The sequence below is a fragment of the Paenibacillus macerans genome, from assembly GCF_050565405.1.
GTDB classification, from domain to species: domain Bacteria; phylum Bacillota; class Bacilli; order Paenibacillales; family Paenibacillaceae; genus Fontibacillus; species Fontibacillus macerans_B.
The window spans coordinates 1-4,871 of the sequence record NZ_JBNYYG010000108.1 but is presented as its reverse complement, the minus strand read 5'-3'; the positions used below and the strand labels follow the sequence as shown (position 1 = coordinate 4,871).

Sequence of the window (4,871 nt, the reverse complement as noted above, 5' to 3'; positions counted from 1 at the left end):
TTAGTTGATAGAAGGACCAAGATACTGATTCATAACGTTCGTTAAGTTGAATCTTTTCCGTTTTACTACGAACGCCAGTTAAATTTTCCACCACCATCAAGGTGTTTGCACCATACTTACGGACGAGTGTCTTCGATACACAATGATTAACATCATGCATCCAACGGTTTTCTCGTCCTCCCATCCGCTTTAGTTTCCTTCTGGCGGAGGCTGTGCCGATTTGTTGCAGTTGTTTACGTATGTGCTTGTACCTCGACCGTTTGTCTTTGATCGGTCGACCCTGGAAGAACGCACACTTGCCCTGCGAATCATAACTGGTGGCGATAAAGTTGATCCCAAGATCAATACCAACGACTTGATGGATGGCTCCGGTTTCGACTTCGTCGATTTCTTTAGAGACTGGAATATGGAGGGAAAACTTCCCCTTCTTATGGACCAACTTTGCCGTGCCGTAGGACCAAGATCCGTCAAAGTAAGGATCCATACCTTTCGTCATGTAGGGCACTTTGATCCGACCATACAGCGTGTTGATGGAGATGATTTGTTTGGAGAGCGAATAGTCCCGATTCCAAACCAGGTCGTACTCGGGTTTCTTGAAAAGGACGCGTGCCCAAGGGTGTTTGTTGCCGAGTAACGACTTGTATCTGGCGATGACGGTTCTCATAACGGACTGGGCCATTTGCGACCGGAGCAAAAAAGCATTGCGCAATTCTCGGTACATCATGTTGTGGAGTAAAGTCTTAGAAAGGATTTTGTCTTGATGTACAAGTACAGACAAGTGGTTGCTCGCATCGCGATAAGCACACAGGGTTTGTCGTAACCAATCCGCTTGTTGCTCATTAGGCAGGATTTTCACTTTCGCTGTTAAAGTAAATTTCAAACCTGTCACCACACCTCAAAGAAGGGTGAGGTCAATACAAGGAAGCAACATCTTTCTCATCTAATTATACCAAACATTCGTTCTCATTTGAAGCGATAGTAATGTCCTTGCAATTTTTGAAGGGAGGAAGTAAAGGAATATAGCTTGTCAGTGAGGTGGAGACTACGTAAATTCCTCTCATGACTAAAGTCTCGAGTACCCTTTACATTATCTATGAACATCGCGGACTATAAGAAATTCGACGTCCTTAACGGGAGAGGTTTGCGCAACTCGCTGTTTACCTCCGGCTGTACCCACCGCTGCAAAGGCTGCTTCAATGCGGCCACCTGGAGTTTCGATTACGGCTTCCCGTACACCCGGGAATTCGAAGACCAGGTCATCGCCGATTTTCAGGTGGAAGGCATCCGCGTGGCGGGCCTGTCGCTTCTGGGCGGGGAGCCGTTTCAGAACGTCGACGGACTGCTCGGTTTGGTGCGGCGGGTGCGGGCGGAATGCCCGGGTAAAGATATCTGGATCTGGTCGGGCTACACGTTCGAGGAGATCCTTGCCGACGCAACGCGCACAGAGCTGCTCGCCTATTGCGACGTCCTGATCGACGGCAAATTCGTATTGGAGCGGCGCAACCTTAAGCTGAAGTGGAGAGGGTCGGAAAACCAGCGGGTGCTTGATGTCCGGGAGAGCTTCCGGAAGCGGACGGCGGTCCGGCTGAAGCTGGATCGGGACGGCTTGTAAACGGGCAGCGGGACGGCTTAATCGACGAGGTAACCATTCGTCTGGCAGACTGGCTGAATATAGCGGAGGATCGTCAATAAAAAGCGCGAGCAGCATGGGATTCGTTCCCTGCTGCTCGCGCTTCTTGGTTTTGGTTTGCCTCTACGGCAAAAGGCGGCTAGCCTTGAGCCTTATACTCTCCTGCATTTCGCGCTCTCCGCCGGGTTTCACGCCCCCAACGTCAACGATCTTTCTCGCCGCCCGCGACGGGCTCCAGCTTGAGCAGCTTGGATTCGACACCTTGCAGCGTGACGCGCAGCTCGGTTTTCGCGCGAGATTCCTCGCCGGTCCACACGTCCGTTACCCGGAAGCCGGAACGGCCTTTGTTGTCCATCGTGGCCCGTTCGAAATCGATGGCCCGCTCCGCAGGAGCGTTCGAATAGTTGAACAGCGCGAGATAGTATGTGCTGCCGTCCTTCAGGATGAAGGCGTCCGCCGCGGCCGTGCCGGTATTGCCCTCCAGCGGGCGGAAGGCTTTGCCTTTCGTGGCCAGCGCGTTAACGGCCGGATTCGTCAGCAGCTTCTCCATGTACTCGCGGGCCGCCGTATCGGCAACGTCGTCCGAATTCAGGAACACGGTTCCCGAAATCGCCGCCGCATTGACGCGGGTCTGCGCGCCGAGGAGGGAGCCTCCTTTGGCCAGCGTCATGTAGTCGGGATCGGTATAACGGTAAATCGTGCCGTTTTGCCACCATCCGTAGGTCAGGTTATTGAGCTGGTATTCGGTACTCCCCGGCGAGCCGTCCACGTCGCAGGAAATTCGCCGGCTGTGCGCGTACTGGCTAGGGAACAAAGGGGCGATCGACGCGCTGATGAACATCGATCCGTCCAGCGCCTCATTGATGTAGGCCATGCCTTCGTTGTAGGCCTGAATGCCCGTGAACGCCTGCGGGTCGTAATGGCGGCCTTCAAATGAACCATGGCTCAGGAAGTCCAGCTTGATGTACTCGAACCCGTGCTCCTTGAAGCGGTTCATGTAGTAATCGATCCGCTGCTTCGCGCCCGGATGGGTCGGGTCGACCGCGTAAGCGCCGTCCACCTTCGGAAGCGGGTCGCCCTGAACGTCGCGCAGGACGATGTCGCCGTAAGTGTATTTTCCGTCCGTGCCTTCCACGGGTTGATTCAGGTTATCGCCCCAGTATACGAACGGACCGTAATAGATGCCGGCTTTTTGCCCGTTAGCGCGGATATGGTCGACCAGGCGGCCCAGTTGCTCGTCGTTCATGTTGTCCCAATAGGAATCCAGATTGATATAGAGGTTACCGTCACTTTCGAAGGAGGCCCCCTGCAAATGCGCTTCCAAGTAATCCGAGGTTTCCACGGCCTTCTCGTAAGTCAGGTTGCTGCCCACGGCGCCCCAGCTGTTCCAGCCTACCGGAACCCCTTCCGGTACGCCTGCTCCGAAGGACAGCGGCGGCGCTTCAACCGCGTTGGCCTGCCCGTACGTTTCCAGACCGTCGCGGTAATCGTCAAAGAAACCGATGAATACTTTCGGCGAAGCGATCCTCGTTCCGGTCACTTTGCCGTGCGGCTGCGTGTCGTGCGTCGAAGCCAAAGAGGAATAGCCGCCGTACACGTTCAGCTTGTTCAGGCGATCGTTGGAGCCGCTCCAGTAAATGCCCGTTTTCCACGTATCGTGGCTCACCGAGCCGACCACGAAACCGCGGCGGCTGTCGTTGTCGAACACGGCCGTCAGTTCAGAGCTTTCGTACAGGTTATTGTTCAGATCCGTGTTGATGGTCTTGGACAAGTAGCGCGACCACATGTCGTTATCGAACGGCGCCACGAGCACCCGATTATCTCCGTAGCGGCCGATATCCACCCCGCCCTTACGGTCCACGATCAACGGAGCGATATAGTTCGCGCTGATCGGCGCCGCTTGCTCCGCAATCGTTTGGGTTAGCAGGTAGTCTTTGTTCTCATAGATATCAAAAACCTGACTCAGCGTCGGCAGGCCTTCCTGCTTGTTGGCCACGGTGACCCGGATCCCTTTGCCGCCCCGGTCCTGGAACGGCTTCACCTGCTCCAACGCGAATTCATGGGTGGCATAGTCCTTGCTTGTCAGGTAGCGGTCCAACTGCAGCGAGCTGTAAGCCCCTTGGATTCGGGCCTGGCCGTTCCCGTTCCAGACATATCCGGACAGCCCGGTTTCCGTATTATAGAGCAGCTTGATTGTTCCGCTGGATACGCTAAGCCCTTTCGTATGGCGGGTTACGGTGATCTGCCCGTATTTAGCCGTTTGTACCGGCGCGCCAAGGTCCAAATCCTCGCCGTCTCCCGGATCGGTACCCGGATCCGAAGGAGACGTCATCGTTAAGTCGATCTTGTCCAAATCCGGGGCATAACCGCCATCGTCGTCAAAAGACAACGTATTTGCGCCCGCCTGCAAGCGGACCTCGAGATCAAACACGCCGACGGTATTCCAATCCGGGGTCGCCGGCGGCGTGAATCTCTCCCGCTCGCCGCCGTTGACGCTTAGCATGAAGGAGCGGGTATCGCCGGAAATGTAGGACAAGCTCAGTTTATAGATGCCGGCTTCGGCTACATTCACGCCATGAAACTGCATGGCCGAACCTTGATACAGGTTGCCTACCTTGGCCGAACCGGAGCAGGCTTCACAGGAGGCCGGCCCGGCTTTCCCGGAGAATCCGTTGACCGGCGCCTCCGCTTCATAGGAATAGACCGCGCCGGAGCCCGCAGCAGCTTCCGCTCCTTCGGCAGCCGCCCGGAGCGGAACGGCTCCGCCCGTTATGGCGCCGCATAACATCACGACCAACAAAACCATCAAAACTGGCTTTAACTTTAGTATGTTCGGTACTACAGCGTTCACGAATCATCCTTCCTTTCATCGGCATAGTCGATTACGAACCCCATCTTAAAACAGAAAGCGCTTCCTTTCTATGCCGCAATCTGCCGATTTATAGCGGAAAGTAAAGTTCTTTTCCAATTCCGCCTCCCGCCGCCGGCTAGACCCTTTACCGTGCAAGCCCCTGCGTTCGCGGTCCTTTCTAAGCTAGGGACGACGGAGCTTAGCTCCGATTGTTGTATTTCCTATATTTCCTACAACAATTTAGGCACAAAAAGGCTAAAAACCCCTAAATTGTTGTATTTCGCACAACAATTTAGGGGTTAATTGGCATTAGCGTTGCATTAACATCCGGGGCTCTGCTTCCCCAACCCAGGATGCCGAAAGGATCAGGCGAGAAATATATACGAAAAA

General features: G+C 54.7%; 3 protein-coding genes. 1 reads left to right on the top strand and 2 read right to left on the bottom strand.

Annotated features, from left to right (window positions below):
* A partial coding sequence (locus ACQ4N8_RS27920) for an RNA-guided endonuclease TnpB family protein (RefSeq protein ID WP_430707636.1) occupies positions 1 to 889 on the bottom strand: 889 nt, incomplete at its 3' end.
* Between the two features lie 204 nt (positions 890 to 1,093).
* Here ACQ4N8_RS27920 and nrdG point away from each other — a divergent pair.
* Positions 1,094 to 1,612: an anaerobic ribonucleoside-triphosphate reductase activating protein gene (gene nrdG, locus ACQ4N8_RS27915; RefSeq protein WP_430707635.1), complete on the top strand. Its 519-nt coding sequence runs from the start codon at positions 1,094 to 1,096 to the stop codon at positions 1,610 to 1,612.
* Between the two features lie 220 nt (positions 1,613 to 1,832).
* On the opposite strand, the gene ACQ4N8_RS27910 is transcribed toward nrdG, so the two are convergent.
* Entirely contained in the window at positions 1,833 to 4,481 is a 2,649-nt protein-coding gene (locus ACQ4N8_RS27910) for a carbohydrate-binding protein (RefSeq protein WP_430707634.1), read from the bottom strand.
* Positions 4,482 to 4,871 lie beyond the last annotated feature (390 nt).